The organism is Paenibacillus sp. Soil787, assembly GCF_001429545.1.
Taxonomy (GTDB): Bacteria; Bacillota; Bacilli; order Paenibacillales; family NBRC-103111; genus Paenibacillus_E.
Genome location: NZ_LMSP01000007.1, coordinates 1 through 18767 on the forward strand (window position 1 = coordinate 1; position 18767 = coordinate 18767).

The 18767-nt window shown below is 45.2% G+C and carries 17 protein-coding genes and 1 other RNA gene; 1 reads left to right on the top strand and 17 read right to left on the bottom strand.

Annotated features, from left to right (window positions below; translation table 11 throughout):
- Positions 1-289 precede the first annotated feature (289 nt).
- The 16 genes from ASG93_RS09420 to rpoE form a co-directional block, all read right to left on the bottom strand.
- Positions 290-511, bottom strand: a complete 222-nt coding sequence (locus ASG93_RS09420; protein WP_056831446.1) for a pro-sigmaK processing inhibitor BofA family protein — start codon at positions 509-511, stop codon at positions 290-292.
- Positions 512-559: 48 nt separating this feature from the next.
- Positions 560-847 (bottom strand): DUF2508 family protein, encoded by a 288-nt coding sequence (locus ASG93_RS09425; protein ID WP_235550795.1) that lies wholly within the window; start codon positions 845-847, stop codon positions 560-562.
- Positions 848-979: 132 nt separating this feature from the next.
- Entirely contained in the window at positions 980-1576 is a 597-nt protein-coding gene (gene recR / locus ASG93_RS09430; protein WP_047685391.1) for a recombination mediator RecR, read from the bottom strand.
- Positions 1577-1613: 37 nt separating this feature from the next.
- Complete coding sequence (locus ASG93_RS09435) at positions 1614-1925, bottom strand: YbaB/EbfC family nucleoid-associated protein (protein WP_028555044.1); 312 nt, start codon at positions 1923-1925, stop codon at positions 1614-1616.
- 20 nt (positions 1926-1945) lie between these two features.
- A complete protein-coding gene (dnaX, locus tag ASG93_RS09440) occupies positions 1946-3697 on the bottom strand; it encodes a DNA polymerase III subunit gamma/tau (RefSeq protein ID WP_056831196.1) in 1752 nt (583 codons plus the stop codon).
- A gap of 78 nt (positions 3698-3775) precedes the next feature.
- A complete protein-coding gene (locus ASG93_RS09445) occupies positions 3776-5209 on the bottom strand; it encodes an ATP-binding protein (protein ID WP_321166681.1) in 1434 nt (477 codons plus the stop codon).
- A 183-nt stretch (positions 5210-5392) separates the two neighbouring features.
- Positions 5393-5656: signal recognition particle sRNA large type (gene ffs / locus ASG93_RS33615), an RNA gene on the bottom strand.
- Between the two features lie 56 nt (positions 5657-5712).
- On the bottom strand, positions 5713-6126 hold the full coding sequence (locus ASG93_RS09450) for a hypothetical protein (protein WP_056831198.1): 414 nt from the start codon (positions 6124-6126) through the stop codon (positions 5713-5715).
- Positions 6127-6217: 91 nt separating this feature from the next.
- Complete coding sequence (gene rpmE / locus ASG93_RS09455; RefSeq protein ID WP_029197218.1) at positions 6218-6415, bottom strand: 50S ribosomal protein L31; 198 nt, start codon at positions 6413-6415, stop codon at positions 6218-6220.
- A gap of 121 nt (positions 6416-6536) precedes the next feature.
- Entirely contained in the window at positions 6537-7811 is a 1275-nt protein-coding gene (locus ASG93_RS09460; protein ID WP_056831200.1) for a radical SAM protein, read from the bottom strand.
- A 98-nt stretch (positions 7812-7909) separates the two neighbouring features.
- Complete coding sequence (gene rho, locus ASG93_RS09465; protein ID WP_056831202.1) at positions 7910-9205, bottom strand: transcription termination factor Rho; 1296 nt, start codon at positions 9203-9205, stop codon at positions 7910-7912.
- Positions 9206-9267: 62 nt separating this feature from the next.
- Positions 9268-10527, bottom strand: a complete 1260-nt coding sequence (locus ASG93_RS09470; RefSeq protein WP_056831452.1) for a UDP-N-acetylglucosamine 1-carboxyvinyltransferase — start codon at positions 10525-10527, stop codon at positions 9268-9270.
- A 289-nt stretch (positions 10528-10816) separates the two neighbouring features.
- A complete protein-coding gene (gene fba, locus ASG93_RS09475; RefSeq protein ID WP_056831204.1) occupies positions 10817-11671 on the bottom strand; it encodes a class II fructose-1,6-bisphosphate aldolase in 855 nt (284 codons plus the stop codon).
- A 226-nt stretch (positions 11672-11897) separates the two neighbouring features.
- On the bottom strand, positions 11898-12290 hold the full coding sequence (locus tag ASG93_RS09480; protein ID WP_029197213.1) for a response regulator: 393 nt from the start codon (positions 12288-12290) through the stop codon (positions 11898-11900).
- Positions 12291-12447: 157 nt separating this feature from the next.
- On the bottom strand, positions 12448-14049 hold the full coding sequence (locus tag ASG93_RS09485; protein ID WP_056831207.1) for a CTP synthase: 1602 nt from the start codon (positions 14047-14049) through the stop codon (positions 12448-12450).
- Positions 14050-14425: 376 nt separating this feature from the next.
- Complete coding sequence (rpoE, locus tag ASG93_RS09490) at positions 14426-15007, bottom strand: DNA-directed RNA polymerase subunit delta (RefSeq protein WP_056831209.1); 582 nt, start codon at positions 15005-15007, stop codon at positions 14426-14428.
- A gap of 470 nt (positions 15008-15477) precedes the next feature.
- On the opposite strand from rpoE, the gene ASG93_RS09495 reads away from it, so the two are divergent.
- Positions 15478-16638, top strand: a complete 1161-nt coding sequence (locus ASG93_RS09495) for a S8 family peptidase (protein ID WP_056831210.1) — start codon at positions 15478-15480, stop codon at positions 16636-16638.
- Positions 16639-17091: 453 nt separating this feature from the next.
- Here ASG93_RS09495 and argS read toward each other — a convergent pair whose 3' ends face one another.
- Entirely contained in the window at positions 17092-18765 is a 1674-nt protein-coding gene (argS, locus tag ASG93_RS09500) for an arginine--tRNA ligase (protein ID WP_056831212.1), read from the bottom strand.
- Positions 18766-18767 lie beyond the last annotated feature (2 nt).

Sequence of the window (18767 nt, forward strand, 5' to 3'; positions counted from 1 at the left end):
TGAAAGCTTAATTGCTCATTTGCGTTGCTAGCGAGATTTTGCAATCTCTTTTTGAACGATTTCTCGTTCGTGCTTACTCACTCGTTGTTCAGTTTTCAAAGATCAATTGATCGGTTCGTCCTACTCTCTTTCGAAAGCCGGAAGACCAATATAACACACTAACAATTCTTTTGCAACTTGTTTTTCTTAAGTTACTTCTTTATCCCCGCATGTCTCAGCGGCAACTTTTATAAGATACCACAGATGTTGCAACGGAGTCAACACATGATTTACTTGAATGATCTTCCAGCTAGAGCAAAGTCAGTTTTAAACCTACAAGAAGTAAGATCCCAGGAATCCCTAGAACAGTAACCGTCCCTAGAGTGACCGTATTTATTGGGAGTTCAAATTGTGTATAGGTACTCAATAAGTTCAATGTATATAAGAGAAATGCTGCAACAACAATATTCAGCCCTAGTGCTGTTAACACCCTCCCTCCACCGCGACTGCGAAATATCAGGAACACTAGCATGAGAGAGGAAAGTATGAGTACCCCCCATATGACATATTTAAGATACACCTACTCCACCTCCATTAACCGATCACTGTCGATTAGACTTACACCTAGCCTTTTGGCTTGTTTAATGAGCATCTCAAATCTTTTTTCTGCGGCTTCCATCGCATAGATGGCATAATCAATCTGATCCTTGTCCAAAGCAAACTCAAAGTGCGCTTGAGCCGCCACCCAAGTCGCATGAGCTGTACGGATCTCTTGAATCAGCATCTGCTTGTCCTTTTTCAGTTCTTCTAGAGCGTTTTTCGTCTTTGGGTTCTTCATGCCGTACTTTCCTAATAATGCTGGTCGCACAAGCAAACCTCCATTCCTCATATAACCGGATTGATTTATCCATATGGGAAAAAAGGTGTTTTTAGAACTTCAAGATACTTTTTGGGCAGCAAAAAAGAGAGCTTTGCAGCTCCCTGATTACATGCAGCATAATTATAATTCCCTGCGCCCTTCCATGGCTTTGGTCAGAGTCACCTCATCGGCATATTCCAAATCTCCGCCAACTGGCAGCCCATGCGCGATGCGCGTAACCCGAAGACCGAAAGGTTTGATTAACCTGGACAAGTACATAGCAGTAGCTTCTCCCTCGATATTCGGATTGGTTGCCAGAATTAATTCCTGTACCGTTTCATCACCCAAACGCTTGAGTAATTCAGCAATATGAATTTGATCCGGTCCAATTCCCTCCATCGGGGAAATCGCACCATGCAGCACATGATAATACCCTTCGAATTCTTTGGTACGTTCCAAAGCGACCAAATCCTTAGGTTCTTGTACGACACAAATGATGGAACCGTCCCTGCTCTTATCTTGACAGATGCGGCAGGGATCAACGTCCGTAATGTTACAACAGACGGAACAATAGTGAAGGTTCCGTTTCACATTGACAAGCGCCTTTGCGAAGTCAATCACTTCTTCTTCTTTCATGCGAAGGACGTGAAAAGCTAGGCGACCTGCCGTTTTGGGGCCTACCCCCGGCAGACGGGAGAAAGCATCGATTAACTTGGCTATCGGTTCGGGGTAATACAAAGGAAGACTCCTTCATCATTCAGAATCGTTACTTGTCTTAGAACAATCCAGGGATATTCATACCGCCTGTGAATTTGCCCATATCTTTGTTAGCAATTTCTTCAGCTTTGGACATTGCGTCATTTACTGCCGTAAGTACCAGATCTTGCAGCATTTCGACATCATCCGGATCAACAGCTTCGGGTTTAATTGTAATACTTTGAACTTTTTTGTGCCCGTTGATAATACAAGTGACAACACCGCCGCCAGCTGTACCTTCGATCATTTTCGTACCTAGTTCTTCTTGGGCTTTCATCATTTGTTCTTGCATTTTCTTCACTTGTTTCATCATTTGGTTCATGTTATTCATATCAGGTAGCTCCTTCATATTTAGTCTTCTTTAATTATCACTAGCTCTTCCCCAAATAATTGGATCGCTTCCGAAATCCATTCTTCTTTGACAGCCGTACCGTTACCTTCGCCTTCAGCCACTAGCTCCATCACTTCTGGAGCGCTGCTAGCCGCATCATTCTTAGCATCGTCCCATTCTTTACGCATAATTGTAAGTAAACGCATAGGCTTGCCAAGCACTGACGTAAGAACTTGTTCGATAATGACCTTGTTTTCTGGCTTTTCCGTTGTATTGCGATGCATCTCATTCTTGAAGGCTACGAGTACTACATCATCAAGCATAGACACCAGATCACCATTAACGAACCAAGCATGTACGGTAATCTTCTTTTCTTTGACATCGCTTAACACTTGACTCCATTTCATGAGAGCAGCTTTGGTTTCAGGACTCTCCGCGGCTTTCAAGTAACCATCGAGCTTGATGCCTGATTTCTTCGAAGGGGCTGAGGCCACCGGTACTTTAGCAGAGGCTGCTTGCCTCGCATTAGGATCGGCTGCTGCACCCGTTACTCCCGATTTTACCAGTGAAGCTATCTGTTCTTCAAGTTGTTGAAGCTTCTGAGTCATTTGGGCAAAAAGATCACCTTGAGGCAAACGGCCTCCTGCTTCTGAAGTGACGCTGACAGACGAACTGCTCTCTGCTCCTCTGTGACCGCCGCTAATTTTCATAATCGAAATTTCTAGCAGGGTCTGAGGCTGTACAGAATATTTCATTTCGCTTTGGTAATGATTCAAAGTCTCAATCATAGCCATCATTTCACTCGGTGAGAAGTGGTTCGCTACTTCCCTTAGGTCACCCATATCAAAAACACGTTCTGAAATCACAGGTGAATTCGGCACCATGCGCACCATGAGTAAATCCCTAAAGTAATTAATCAAATTTTCAATACATTTGTCAGCGCTCTTGCCTTCCTGCATGAAAGTATCGATGAGCTCGAGCGCAGCTCCAAGATTCTTCTCTTTAATGTAAAGTACGAGCTTCTTGAATTGATCGGAAGCTACACCACCGGTGATGGACAAAATGTCTGAGAGCTGAACTTCACCTGTCGCAAAGGACGCAGCTTGATCCAGCAGACTGAGCGCATCGCGCATCCCGCCGTCCGATAGTCTGGCTATATAATGGAGAGCTTCCTCGCTAACCGAGATCTGCTCCTGATCACAAATATATTGCAGCCGCTGAACCTGATCTTCCATCGAAACTCTCCGAAAGTCAAAGCGTTGACAGCGTGAAATAATCGTAGCGGGTATCTTATGCGGTTCCGTTGTTGCCAAAATAAACATGACATGTGCCGGGGGCTCCTCAAGCGTCTTCAAAAGGGCATTAAAAGCTTCGGTCGTGAGCATGTGCACTTCATCAATGATGTACACTTTCTGCCTTACTTCTGTAGGGGCATACTTCACTTTATCACGAATATCCCGAATTTCTTCTACACCGCGATTGGAGGCAGCATCGATTTCGACAACGTCCATGACAGCACCTTCGGTGATTCGTTCACATGCTGAACATGCGTTGCACGGCTCTTCCGACGGACCGTTTAAGCAGTTGATGGCCTTAGCTAATATTTTGGCCGTACTGGTCTTACCTGTTCCTCGAGGTCCGTTGAACAAATAAGCATGAGTAAGGCGATTTTCTCGCAAAGAATTCTGCAGCGTCTGCGTGATATGTTTCTGACCGACAACTTCACGAAACGTCTGAGACCTCCACGTTCGGTACAGAGCGATATGTGCCATAGTGTTCCTCTCCAATAATCCCTGCATGGAATGACTGAATCCATTATACTATAACGCACCTAGGGATGAAATAGATGATCAAGTATAAGGTATCGATATCGTAAACGTCGTTCCAAAGCCCTTGGAAGAAACGCGTATCGTTCCCCCCATATCGTGAATAATTCGCTGGCATACCGAAAGGCCTAATCCTGTACCTGTATCCTTGGTTGTAAAAAAGGGATCAAATATTTTATCAATGACGAACATCGGTATACCCGAACCTGTGTCATGAATATCAATGCAGACATTGCGCTCCACCGTGTCCACTTTCTCTGAAATCGTTAAAACCCCTCCATCCGACATAGCTTCGATGCCATTTTTACAAACATTTAAGAATACCTGCTTGAGCAGCTCTTTATCAGCAATCACTTCCGGTAAATGGTACGAGGCCTCATATTGGAGATTCACATTGTAAAGAATAGCTTCATTATTGATTATAGGCAAAATCCCTCGAAGAACTTCAGTCACATCAATCCTCTCATAAGAAACATGCTTTGGCTTACTCAACAGCAGAAATTCGTTGACCAACTCGTTGATCCGATTGATTTCCTCCAGCATGACTACCGTGAAGCTCATCTCTCTTTCCATCCCTTTCACTTCAAAAGTACGCCGAAGCACCTGGAGAAACCCTTTAATTGAAGTTAGCGGATTCCGAATTTCATGAGCTGTGCCAGCAGCAATTTGCCCGATCATAGCTAGCCTGTCACTTCTTTGAACCATTTCTTCCAGCGAGCGCATATTTGTGACATCCTTGAAGATGACATAAGCCCCTACAATATTACCTTGATTATCTTTGAGCACATTCGAATCCAGCAGCAGCTCGTACCGCTCTTCATTATTGGTCCATGAAACGGCATGATTGCGGACTACAGCACCATTCAAAATTGTTCGCTGGACAAGCTTGTGCTGACTCGGAACCGTAGCAAAAATCTCCTCTAAGGACTTATTAAGAATATGCTCCCGATCCATTCCTAGAATCTGACATGCTCGATCACTGACGTCAACAAGCGTAAAATCCACACTAATCAATAAAACACCTAAATTTATATCTTTCAAAAAAGCGTCCGAGAACCGCTGCAGTAAGCTTAATTGCGAGCTATCCTGATGCTTCATGGTTAAGAGATACATAATCTTATCGCCGCGCATAAGCTTCAACATCGAGAATTGATAAAACATCGTTTCACCATTCTTGCCTACTAGGAATCCATGGGGCCATTCCCCTGGACTGGAGTCGTTCTTAAAATAAAATTCGTACAGCTCACGCAAAGATGCCCTCACTTTAAAAAGCTGAGGGAATGAGATATGGGTAATTTCCTCGGCTGAGTAGCCCGAGGTTTTCAATACTTGATCTGTTGCCAAAATGATCTTACCATCCTCATCCACAACGAGCATACGCGTTTGTATGCTTTGGTTGAATAGCTTCCGCATTTCATCAATGGATACTATGTAATCTTGAGGGTCATGAATGGACACTTCAGCAACACCTTCACTTTCTCTCTATTGAATCGCACAATGCGCATACGTTTACATGAATCTACATGTATAACCATTCTCTCTAGAGCAAGAATTTTCCTTCCCTTGAAAAAAAGAAAAAACGCCCTAGTTACTGGCGTTTTGTTAGGTGTCATTATGAAATGGCTCATTTATTTATTAAAACCGTGCACCTGTTATTGATAAAGTGATACAAGCGAACTCTTACCGTTGGCTCAAATCAGGCAACCCCTCGGCACATGAAAAATCTCACTTACGGCTGCTTCCTTCCAGACCTGACCGGGTTCATGAGCATTCATTGCGAAGGACCCGACTCTCAACACCACGTGTAAAAGCCAGACCTCACATCACAGTACCGCTAACAGGAATTCAACCTCGCTACAGCGGATTGCGAGTTACAGGGCACCGCTACCTCCCCATCTAGCACGGTAAAAATAGTATAGCTGATTCAATTACAAATAGCAACCGAGGGGAAAATCTACCGGTTATTGAACCATTTTTACGATCACATTATAGCGCGGCATGTTGGTGTTCAGAGCCATTTGAGCTTGGGAGCGAAGCTCCTCCACTTGCGCAGCCGTCAAAGATGGTCTTGGTTTTATTTTTACTTTAGCAGTCGGTCCGTTAATGGAGATATTGGTTTTCTCGATACCTTGCAGCTGTGAGAGCACGGCTTTCATTAAATTCGAATCATCCTCGTAGTGATGATACGTAGGGTTAAGCGGGTCGTTCGGATTCACACTGGTAATCCCCAAGTACCCGTCTTGCTTATAATGCTGGGCTTTATAATTTGCATCATTGGTCTGAGGCGGGTTCTTATTACCAGAATTAATGCCACAGCCGATTAAACTCATGATGAGCATGATAGCTCCCGCAAATTTAAGCATACCCTTAAACATAAAAACACCTCCCATTGGACTCTAAGCCTAAGCTTAGGATGACCAAGGGAGGTTGTCTTATGCTGATTGGCAGCAAAGTAATTGATGCCAATTAGATTCCGTATTTCTTTTTGAATTTGTCGACACGGCCGCCTACATCGATAAACTTTTGTTTACCAGTGTAGAAAGGATGGCAATTAGAGCAAATCTCAACACGAAGATTTTGCTTAATAGAACCCGTTTCGAACACGTTACCACAAGCGCAAGTCACTGTGGTTGCATGATAAGTAGGATGAATACCTGCTTTCATGATGGTTCACCTCTTTCCGCCCTGAATCATTTGCTGAAACAGAGTTAATGGACGTACTTATGCATTGTATCATATTCAGAGGTCTTGATGCAATGAAAAAAAGACTGTAGATGGCTTCTTTCTAGAGCACCGTAGTGACAGTTCGATCACTCGTATAGAACTTCGGTGTATGGGAGTAGGAACCGAGCACAACATCCGGAAGCTCTTGCTCAAAAATCTCAATCATTTGCTTCATCCCAAGCAGTTCACCTTTTGCTTTGGGAATAATGCCAAGGTAACTCTCAGGATCAATATTTAGGTTGCGCAATTGAATCAATTTTAGTCCCGTTCTTCGCACGAATTCGATCATCGCTTCGATCTCTTCCTCACGATCGGTTACACCAGGGAATACGAGGTAGTTGATCGAAGTTATGACTCCTTTATCTGTGGCATAACGGAGAGACTTCTCTACATTTTTGAGCGTATAAGCTCTTGGCTTATAGTAGGCGTTGTAGTGATCATCAAGCGCGCTAATCGTACTAACCCGCATGAGATCAAGCCCAGCATCAACAATGCCGCGGATATGATCCGTGAGACCTGCATTGGTGTTGATGTTAATATAGCCCATCTTCGTTTGCTCACGCACTTGCTTGATGGCATCGATAATAATCACGGCCTGCGTACTAGGTTCCCCTTCACAGCCCTGCCCAAAGGAGATGATACTCTCAGGCGTCCGCAGATGCTCGAGCATGATCTGAGTGATCTCTTCGACCTTAGGCTTGAAGTTCATACGTGTCTGAGGCGCTACGAAGCCACTCTCATCCGGTTGTTCGGAGATACAGCCGAAGCACCCTGCGTTGCAGGAATAGGAGACTGGGACGGCACCCTCCCAACGTTGAAGGAACGTATTCGAGGCTGTCAGACATTCATAACCCAGTGCACAGTTGGACAAGTGCGCATATAACCGATTATCCGGATACTTAGCAACCAGTCGTTTGACCTCTACCTCCAGCTCAGTCGGGTCACAATGAACCGGATTCCAGTAATAAGGATTATCTGTTAATCGAGCGGCTACATAGAAACCATCATCTTTCCACACGACAGCTGTATATCCGAACAGGGGCAGCGCCTTAGACTTGTCTGATTTCACATAGCCAGGGAGCAAGAGCCTAGTGAAGCCTTGCGGCAGCAAAGCCCCAACGGCATGATAATCTCCCTCAACCAGCTTCATATCGCCAGTTGCGGCATCAATGCCTACTGGTCGCGTAAACGGAAGACTGACTAGGGTTGATCCCTCAGGCAGAGGAATTAACTCATCTTCCAAAATTTCTGTTATCATTTCAGCGTTTCGACCAAGTGCCAAGAAATCAGGATGGTCAAAAACGTTTCCTTGTAAGTCTGAATAAACCAAGTTCATAACGGTACTCCTCTTTGTGCGTCACGGATAAACGACTTAAGTCGTCCTTAAGGACGACCGTGTTTGTCATGATTGATGCGAAGCAAATTATTTGAAGCTTAGGAAGCTGAATTTTTGACTTTACCTTTGTTTACCCCTGAAGATCCTGCTGAAGGGGAAGCCAGAGAGTCCAAAAACTCCTGATTAGTCTTCGTATCGGCAAGCTTCTTAATGAAGGATTCTGTATATTCATGCGAATCGTTCATCCCTTTGCGAAGCGCCCATACTTTCTCGAGCTCATCTTTGCCTAGAAGTGCTTCCTCGCGGCGCGTACCAGATCTGCGAATATCAATCGCAGGGAAAATACGGCGTTCAGCCATTTTACGGTCAAGATGAAGCTCTAAATTACCTGTACCTTTAAATTCTTCATAAATGACGTCATCCATACGTGACCCTGTTTCTACAAGTGCTGTAGCAAGAATCGTTAAGCTGCCGCCTTCTTCAATGTTACGGGCAGCCCCGAAGAAACGCTTAGGACGATGAAAGGCTGCAGGGTCAATACCACCCGTTAACGTCCGACCAGAAGCAGGAACCACTAGGTTATAGGCTCTAGCCAACCGAGTAATACTGTCCATGAGAATGACAACATCTTTCTTATGTTCAACTAGACGCATTGCGCGTTCCAGCACAAGTTCAGCGACTTTAATATGATTTTCAGGAAGTTCATCGAAGGTAGAAGCAACTACTTCACCTTTGACAGAACGCTGCATATCGGTAACTTCCTCCGGACGCTCATCGATGAGCAGAACGAAGAGTTCAATTTCTGGATAATTGGTGGAAATACTGTTTGCTATTTCTTTCAGCAGCAACGTTTTTCCTGCTTTAGGAGGCGCTACAATCAGACCGCGTTGGCCTAATCCAACAGGAGCAAGTAAATCCATGATACGCATGGAAAGCTTGTTAGGCTCAGTTTCAAGTGTAATCCGCGTGTCTGGATAAAGAGGTGTCAATGCAGGAAAATGAAGTCGTTCCGCTGCCGTTTCCGGTTTCTCTCCGTTGACCGCTTCAACCTGAAGAAGCCCGAAATAGCGCTCATTCTCTTTGGGCGGACGACATTTGCCCGATACAATGTCCCCGGACCGCAAATCAAATTTGCGAATCTGGGAAGCTGAGATATAGATGTCCTCTGAGCTAGGAAGGTAATTAATTGGACGTAAGAATCCAAAGCCTTCCTGAAGGATCTCAAGAACACCTTGCATGAACATTAGACCACTCTCAGCAGCTTGTGCACGTAAAATTGCAAAGATGAGTTCTTTTTTCTTCAGCGTACCGTAATATTGGATCTGATGTTTCTTAGCTAGTTTATATAATTCAGTAAGCTTGAGTACTTCAAGCTCAGCAAGCTGCATGCTCATGTTTCAACCACCAAACTATTAAATTTTCAATTGGATTCTAGCATTGCCTGTTGTTTGGTACTTTATTCCTCGCTCTCGCGCCAAACCTCTGCACCTAGTGAAGATAAGTTGAATACCAAGTTCTCATAACCACGATCAATAAACTCAACTCCGGATACTTCTGTGATACCACCTGTTCTTACGCTAAGGCCCGCAATCACAAGAGAAGCTCCTGCTCTCAAATCCGTTGCTCTCACTTTGGCAGAACTGAGCTGTGAGCCCTCAATGATGGCTGAGCGTCCTTCGACCTTCATCTTTGCTCCCATACGCACTAGCTCAGGAATATGTTTGAAACGATTACTATAAACATGGTCCGTTAGTATACTAACTCCTTTAGCTTGGCAAAGTAAGCTCGCCATTGGAGACTGCAGATCCGTCGCAAACCCAGGGTAAATTAAAGCTTTCACATCAACACTTTCGTATTCAGGCTGACCGACAACACGAATGGACTCATCCATTTCGTAGATATGTACGCCCATTTCCTGAAGCTTTGCTGTCAGTGCTTCCATATGTTTAGGAATGACATTGTCGACAGTCACATCGCCGCGTGTAGCCGCTGCTGCAATCATGTACGTACCTGCTTGAATACGGTCAGGAATAATGGAATGTCGGCAACCATGCATCTCTGTTACGCCTTCGATACGAATGGTCTCTGTTCCAGCACCCTTAATTTTGGCACCCATTGAATTTAAAAGTGTTGCCACATCTATGATTTCAGGCTCTTTGGCCGCATTCTCGATAATCGTAAAGCCTTTAGCGCGTGAGGCAGCCAACATGATGTTAATCGTCGCTCCAACACTCGCCATATCTAAGTATATTTTGGCACCGCGCAGTTCTTTGGCGCGTATCTTTAATGCGCCATTCTCATTACTAACCTCGGCACCCAAAGCTTCAAAACCTTTAATATGCAAATCAATCGGACGCGGTTCGAAGTTACAACCACCAGGCAGACCAATCGTTGCCTCACCAAATCTCCCGAGCAGCGCTCCCATTAAATAGTAGGATGCTCTGAGCTTTTTTACTTTGCCATTCGGCATAGGAAGTGATTTCATTCGACTTGGGTCGATCGTCATCCGATCTTCGTTCCAGTCTATGGTAGCTCCTAAATCCGTCAAAATTTCTGTATATATAGCCACATCACTCAGATGAGGCAGATTATCCAAAGTAACCGATGTTTCAGCAAGAATTGCGGCTGGAATGAGTGCAACTGCACTATTCTTAGCCCCGCTAATTTGAACTGTTCCCCGTAGTGGACGTCCCCCGACCACCATTAATTTTTCCAACATGATTCTCCCCCTAAACCAGGTGCCTACTTACTAAGCAGTAAATTAAAGCAACCAAATACAACCTAACCCCACACAAACTTTACCAAAGATATTCGACTCCACAGCGTCCTTTAAGACTAGTGATCGTCAAAAATCAAGCGAACGAGCGTATAAAATTAATAATTTCAACATAAGCTCAAAAAAATAGAAGAAGGAAACACACGTAATGACACAGACGGACGACATTCTTTCGTCTATCCTCCGTCTGTGCCTTACTGCATTTCCTACCCTGACTATACAATTGGAATTAAGCTTGATTGCTGCTTCCGAACAATTGAATTTTGGATTTTACTACTTCGATCATAGCATTACGAGCCGGGGTGAGATATTTACGAGGATCATAAATTTTAGCATCTTTATTAAGAGCCGCGCGGATGTTTTCTGTGCATGCCACTTGGTTCTCTGTGTTAACGTTGATTTTGCCAACGCCTGCTGCGATAGATTTACGAATCATTTCGTCAGGAACGCCGGATCCACCGTGAAGAACAACAGGAACTGGAATCGCTTTGGAAACTGCTTCGATAATATCAAAGTGAATGTTAGGCTCGCCTGCGTACATACCATGTGCAGTACCTACAGCGATAGCCAGACAGTCAACACCTGTTTCTTCGTAGAAACGGATAGCTTCTTCTGGTTTTGCAAGGTTAGCGTGCTCTTCATCAACAGAGATGTCGTCCTCAACGCCGCCAATTGTTCCAAGCTCACCCTCAACGGATACGCCCATTGCACGAGCAGCTTTTACAACTTCTTTCGTCAAACGAATGTTTTCTTCGAAAGAATAGTGGGAACCATCGAACATAACGGAGCTGAATCCTGCACGGATACATTTCATTGCTACTTCAAAGGAACTGCCATGATCTAAGTGTAGAGCAATCGGCAGACCGGATTTTTTAGCTGCAGCTTCAGCTATTGCTACTGTAAACTCGATACCCATATATTTCAGTGCGCCTTCGCTAACACCATAAATGAACGGGGATTTTAATTCGATTGCAGCTTCCACAATCGCTTGAGCGAATTCAAGGTTGTTCATGTTAAATTGACCCACCGCGAATTTGTTCGCTTTTGCTTTAGGTAAAAATTCATTCATTGAAACCAATGCCATGTTTCTCTTCCTCCTAGAACCTATAGTAGATGCGTATACCGCTCTTTGTCATACCTGAGTTATTATAGCACATAAATTTTCAAATGATAACCAAGCCCTCGTTTTTTTGGCAACCAAGGATAAACGAATCCGTCGTCCTTCAGGGACGAGCGCGTTTGTCAAGGTAGATGCGAAGCAAAAGTATAAAACTTATACTTTCTTATCTACAAAAAAAAAGACCCTATGACTAGGATCCCACTGCAAAACCGCTGCTTGATTCATTATTAAGCTGCATATTAACCGCCATACGCAATTCATCAATATCAAAAGGCTTCGTAAAGTGCATAATCGCACCCAAATCCGTTGCTTCTTTAATCATATCGAGCTCGCCATAAGCTGTCATCATAATGACTTTGATCGATGCATCAATGGCTTTAACATGTTTCAAAATATCCAGTCCGTCCATACCAGGAATCTTCATATCCAGTAGAATAAGATCAGGCGAAGAATTCTTCACGATTTCTAAGGCCAACTTGCCATTTGAGGCCTGATAGGTATCGTACCCTTCATTACTGAATACCTCCATGAGTAGTACGCGAATTCCATTTTGATCGTCGACAATCAATACCTTTTTCTTCATCAGCCTATTTCCCTCCCGAAAACGAATAACAAATTCCCATGTTCATGTTCCTAAAGGTATTCGCTATTCATTTCCGATTTCCTTCTGAGGGACAAAACTAATTGAAAAGTTTTACAAATAAGTTGGTTATCTGGAGGGTCAACCGTTATAGCAAGAATTAACGAGCGATCAACTGAGCAGCTTTCACGAATTCACGGAAAAGCGGCTGCGGACGATTCGGACGCGATGTAAATTCCGGATGGAATTGAACTGCAAGGAACCAAGGGTGACCAGGAAGCTCGACCATCTCAACCAACCGACCGTCCGGTGATGTACCGGAAATGCGCAAACCGGCAGATTCAATCAATTCGCGGTATTCATTGTTAAATTCATACCGGTGACGATGTCTCTCGTAGATAAGCTCATCATTGTAGCACTGCTCCGCAAGCGAGCCCGGAGCAACCTTACAAGGATATAAACCAAGACGCATTGTACCGCCTAAATTCTCGATATCCTTCTGCTCTGGCAATAGATCGATGACCGGGTAAGCCGTTGTAGGATTAATCTCGGAGCTGTTCGCACCATCCAAGCCTGTAACGGAACGCGCATATTCAATAACAGCAACTTGCATCCCCAAACAAATACCGAAGAATGGAATTTCTTTTTCACGGGCATAGCGGATCGCTTCCACTTTACCTTCAATACCACGATCACCGAATCCACCAGGCACAAGAATACCTTGAACACCTGAAAGAAGCTGATGGACGTTATGCTCAAAAATTTCTTCTGCATTCACCCAACGAATATTAATTTCGGAGTCATTATCGATGCCGGCATGACCTAGTGCTTCAACAATACTTAGGTAAGCGTCATGCAGCGCAACGTATTTCCCTACGATCGCAATTTCGGTCTTCTTCGTCAATGATTTAACTTTACGAACAAGGCTTTCCCATTCCTTCATATCCGGCTCGTTCGTACGTAGTTTCAGGTGATTGACAACATAATCGTCAAGCCCTTCCTCGCGAAGCATCATCGGAACTTCGTATAAGGTTTCTGCATCCTTACACTCAATAACAGCTGCAGGATCGATATCACAGAATAAAGCTAACTTACGCTTCATATCTTCCGTTAGGGAATGTTCCGTACGGCAAACGATAACGTGAGGTTGAATCCCTAGTCCGCGCAGTTCTTTTACACTGTGCTGTGTAGGTTTCGTCTTCACTTCACCAGCTGCTTTAATATAAGGAATCAGCGTAACGTGAATATACATGACATTCTCGCGGCCGATATCATTTTTCATTTGACGAATAGCTTCCAGGAACGGCAAGCTTTCGATATCTCCTACTGTACCGCCAATTTCGGTAATTACGACATCGGACCCAGCTTCACGACCAGCGCGAATCACACGTTCCTTGATTTCGTTCGTAATGTGCGGGATCACTTGTACCGTACCACCCAGATATTCGCCTCTGCGCTCTTTGGTAATGACGGAGGAGTATACTTTACCTGAGGTTACGTTGGAACTTTTGGAAAGATTAATATCAATAAAACGCTCATAATGACCTAAGTCCAGATCCGTTTCTGCCCCATCGTCGGTTACGAAGACTTCACCGTGCTGGTAAGGACTCATGGTTCCCGGATCCACGTTAATGTAAGGGTCAAACTTTTGAATCGTAACTTTCAAACCTCTGTTTTTGAGCAATCTCCCTAAGGACGCTGCTGTAATTCCTTTGCCAAGGGATGAAACTACGCCTCCCGTAACGAAAATGTATTTTGTCACTATGTACGCCTCCTAGAGTTTAGTATGGTTTGAAATATAAGAACTTACGTCGTAAGGCATAAGCTTATCTTTTGTCAGAAAAATGACTTTGTAAGCATTAGCTTCTGCTAAATAGGGTTTTTCATGAAAATAAAGTGAAAAAACACAAAAAAACACCCAAGGATAAACGACTCCGTCGTCCTTCTGGGACGAGCGCGTTTTTCAAGGTAGATGCGAAGCAAAAGTATAAAACTTATACTTTCTTATCTACTAAAAAAAACAAAAAAAGTGACACCCGTAGTGACGGGGCACTTTTTGAACGCTTGAGCGAATTGTTAAGATTCTTTAAAGCCCATGCAATAGTTTACTCTGAACAGATAGGGACTGTCAAGACAAGTTATTTGTCGTCGTCAGCGTCTCCATCCAGATCGTCTTCTTCGTCTTCCTCATCGGAATCCGCATCTAAATCGTCTTCACTATCTTCGTCTGTTTCTTCAATACCCGCTTCGCCAAGATCCTCTTCGATCTCTTCATCTTCGAAGAATTCAGTATCCTCTTCCGCTTCTTCCTCTTCGGTTTCGGTACCAAATGTATCGTACTCATCTTCTTCTGCGTATGTATCTTCTTCCTCAGCGTAGATGTCTTCATCCAGATCGTCATCTTCGTCGTTAATGATTCTCGGACGCTTCGCGTTACCAACCGCATCGTCTGATTTCTCGACAGGATACCAGCGTTTCAAACCCCATAGGTTCGTACCTACGCAAGCAAAACGTCCATCGATGTTGATTTCCGTATATAGTTGGGCAATCACTTGCATAACATGCTGCTCGGACAGCCCTTTTATTTTAGCAATTTCAGCCATCAGGTCACGATAGTAAAACGGCGTATTCGCCGACTTCAGTAATTCAAACGCCAAATCCACCATGGGCATTTCGCGTGCTTGCTCTGTGGTGATTTTGAGTGTGTATTCGCTACTCATCTAAGGCACATCCTTTTCGATCGTGATCGTCATCTTCAGTTCTTCTATCTACCTTATCCAATATCTTCATTAAGTAAAACCTATTTTTTCTAAAAATGCAACTATCCCTAAAATAATCGGCTACGCCGTCCTACTAGGACGAGCGTGTTTGTCAAAAAATATAGCCGACTTATTGTGTGAAACACTTCACAAGGAAGAAAGCGTTCCCTCTAAAATGAAAACAAGCGAAGGTCCCCCTCCGCTTGCGACTGTATCCTAAGGAAGCGGTGTGAATGAATCACAGCCGTTTCCACTACCTGAGAAAGAGACACTCCTGCCCGCGCCTCTCTATTTATCCTATGTAAAACCTACGCATCTGACACGGCTTCGCACCCATTTATTTCTATAAAGGCAAGAACACGGTCATACGGGGTGACCTGTACATAAGATAGGGGAGATTCGATTCTAAGCTGTCATGGGGGGATGGCACGATGGATATAGCCACCTTTCTTCATTTGCTTCATGAGGAAATCGGTCTCGCCAAGCATTCTGACAAGAAGCATATCATCCACTTCTCATCGGCTAAGGACTACTACGCATGCAAATCAGAGCTGAAACGAATGAAGTCTCAGTTTGCAAACCTCTCGAAGGTGCGCGATCTAAGTATCATTCACGCCTTCTCCTGCACGCTTCGTCCCGATACTAAGCTCAGAGGTATCTCCGGTGCGCCGAACATCGTAGAGGATACCAAGATATCCGTTCACCAGGCGATGGGCAACAAAACCACCTCCAGACGATCAAGCAGTTTATCGGGCTCTCATACGATACCTTGGGGCATCGATCAAGTAGGCGCGCCTGAAGTCTGGAACAAATCGTTAGGTCAGAATATTCGGATCGGGGTCATCGATACCGGAATCGATTACAATCATCCTGACTTACACAATTCGATATCACGGGGCATCAATTTGTTAAACCGCAGTATGCTGCCCTATGATGACAATGGACATGGCACGCATATCGCCGGAACTATCGCGGCAGCTGGCCGTAATTCAGGGATTGTCGGTGTTGCTCCAAGAGCCATCGTTCATCCGGTAAAAGCATTTGACCATGCTGGAAGCGCCTATGTCTCGGACATTATTGCCGGCATCGATTGGTGTGTTCATAACGACCTCGATATTATCAATATGAGCTTCGGTATGAAATCATACAACCGTTCCCTCGAGCAAGCTGTCTTGAACGCGTATTACCGTGGTAAAGTTATCGTGGCTTCATCCGGAAATGACGGCAAAAAGAAATCGGTCGATTACCCCGCCCGCTTCCCCCAGGTCGTCTCCGTTGGAGCCACAACTCGATTAGGCAAAATCGCTCCCTTCAGCAACCGCGGGAAGCAAATTGATATCTACGCACCAGGCGAACGGGTCTACTCGTCCTGGCTTAACGGCAAATATAACGAACTAAGTGGCACTTCGATGGCCACTGCCCATGTCAGCGGCGTCATTGCCTTGATGTTATCGATCAAGCCGATGTCGCCGCTGCAGATTAAAAGTGCGCTTCGGCGCTGCGCGATTGGTCTTAACAAGCGAGGGAGCACGCGCTGGAAGCCCGGGCATTTGAACGCTCGGCGCGCCATCCGTGCGGCACGGCAGGGCTGAGACGGGCGCAGGGGCAACTGCGAAGAGCGAGTGCGAAGTGCAAGAGCGAAGTGCGAGAGCGGAGGCATGAGCCGCCCAAGTGTGGATCGTGAGCACAAGCAAAGCCAAGAGCGGAAGCAAACCCGCCCTATTTTGTTGCACGGAATACAACAATTCTCTGCTTGGAGCGAAATTAGAGGAAAATTGTTGTACATTTTTCAACAATTCCACTCACATGTCAAAGGCCCCTAACACATATTAGAATAAATGCGCTCGTGTTGCATTACATCGTAATGTGCTCACATTCTAAAATGGCGGGAAAATTTCTTCGTAGTGCGAAACGTTTGTCAAAGTAGATGTACCACAAAGTTATAGTCCACCAGACTTATTCTTCTGGTGTTATCAAAAAAAGGGACGATCCCCCATGTCTTCGTAGACATCGGAGATCGTCCCTTCGATTTTGTGGAGCGGATGTTACATCCGCTCTGGGGCGGATACGCCAACTACGCGAAGCGTGCTGGCTAAGGTAATACGAAGCGCGCCGAGCAAGGCGAGGCGTGCCTGGGTCAAGGCCGCGTCATCCGTGATGACATAGTGGCCTCTGTAATAGCTATGGAACTGGCTTGCCAGTTCGTAGACATAGCGAATGAGCCTATGCGGCGCATATTGATCGGCCGCAATGGCAATTTCCTCCGGAAGCTCGCCCATCTTGCGCAGCAAGTCGAACTCAGCTTCCGACGTAAGCTGGCTAAGGTCTACCTGCGCAAGCGGCAGCACCTGGATGTTCTGCTCTTCCGCCTGACGGAAGATGCTGCAGATCCGTGCGTGTGCATACTGCACATAGAACACAGGGTTCTCATTGGACTGAGAAACCGCCAAGTCCATGTCGAAGTCCAAGTGCGAGTCCATGCTGCGCATCGCGAAGAAATAACGAATCGGGTCTACGCCGACTTCGTCCATAAGATCCTCCATCGTGACTGCTTTGCCAGTCCGTTTGGACATTTTCACCTTTTCCCCATTTTGGAAAAGGCTCACCATTTGGGCAATTAACACAATGAGTCGATCCGATTCAAAACCAAGCGCCGTCATAGCCGCTTTCATCCGTGGAATGTAGCCATGATGATCTGCGCCCCAAATATTAATCAAACGCTCAAAGCCGCGTCCAAATTTATTGCGATGGTAGGCAATATCCGGAGTAAGATACGTAAAGGAACCGTCATTCTTAATCAGAACGCGATTCTTGTCGTCACCCAGCGGTGTTGTGTTTAACCAAGTCGCGCCTTCCTCTTCATATATGTGTCCATTATCCCGCAGCTCTTGGAGAACGGGTGGGATGAGGTTATCTTCATAAATCGACGTCTCGGAGAACCAGTTGTCGAAATGAACACCAAAGCGACCCAAATCGCGTTTGATTTTGTCGAGTTCTTTTTTGAGCCCATAGGTACGGAAATAAGCACGACGCTCATCTTCTGGCAAGCTGAGGAGGCGATCCCCTTCTTCCGCAGCAAGATCAGCTGCAAAGCCTTTGATATCTTCACCGAAGTACCCGTCTTCCGGCATCTCAGCCTCTTGTCCGAGTGCTTGCAGATAGCGGGCTTCGATGGATTTGGCCAAATTGACCACTTGGTTGCCAGCATCATTGATGTAGTACTCTCGGGATACGTCGTATCCAGCCAGATCGAGTACGTTGCACAGCACGTCCCCTACTGCCGCTCCGCGAGCATGTCCCAAATGCAAAGAACCCGTTGGATTCGCGCTTACGAATTCCACTTGCACTTTAAGCCCTTGACCGACGTTCGTCGCACCGTAGCGATCACCCATTTTTTGAACATTTTCAATAACCGGGTATAGGTACACTTTGTTCATTTTAAAATTAATAAAACCAGGCCCCGCAATTTCCGCTTCTGCGATATTGGCTTTATCCTTTTGCAGGTTAGCAATAATTTGCTCCGCAATTTGTCTTGGGTTCTGCTTAGCAATTCGGGTTAGCTGCATCGCGACATTCGTTGCGAAATCCCCGTGTGTCTTCTCTTTCGGAACCTCTAGAATAATCTCCGGTATTTGCGCCGCGTCCACGATACCTGCAGCCGTAACTGCTTCTATAATGGCTTGTTTAACAATGGCTTTGACTTCGTTTAGTACATCCATTC